This window comes from Paraburkholderia sp. SIMBA_053, assembly GCF_046534895.1.
In the GTDB taxonomy this organism is placed as follows: domain Bacteria; phylum Pseudomonadota; class Gammaproteobacteria; order Burkholderiales; family Burkholderiaceae; genus Paraburkholderia; species Paraburkholderia caledonica.
Map to the genome: position 1 here is coordinate 1 of NZ_JAWRXU010000873.1, position 264 is coordinate 264.

1 protein-coding gene is annotated in these 264 nt (G+C 68.6%); it reads left to right on the plus strand.

Going from position 1 to position 264, the window contains the following annotated elements; all coding sequences use genetic code 11:
- Positions 1 to 26: 26 nt before the first annotated feature.
- Positions 27 to 264, plus strand: a 238-nt coding sequence (locus tag SB753_RS38095; RefSeq protein WP_410805297.1) for a hypothetical protein, incomplete at its 3' end; no start/stop codon positions are given.

A 264-nucleotide genomic window follows, 5' to 3' on the forward strand; every position in this document is an offset into this window, starting at 1 on the left:
GGTCCCGACTGCGAACGATGCTCCGCGTGCCGCGCAGGCGCACCATCGTGACGATCCGGCCGATGCGTGTCACGCACATACGCGGAACGCTCGCCATGCGAATGCGGACGATGCTCGTCCCGACGCGGCGGCATTGCCGCATGCACGGGCGGACGCCCGCCACGATGCGCCATCTCGACGCGCAAATGCTCACGTCGGCGGAACACTTCGGCACGGCGGTCGCCGCGCGCATAGAAATGTCGATGACGCTTGCCATCCGGGCCC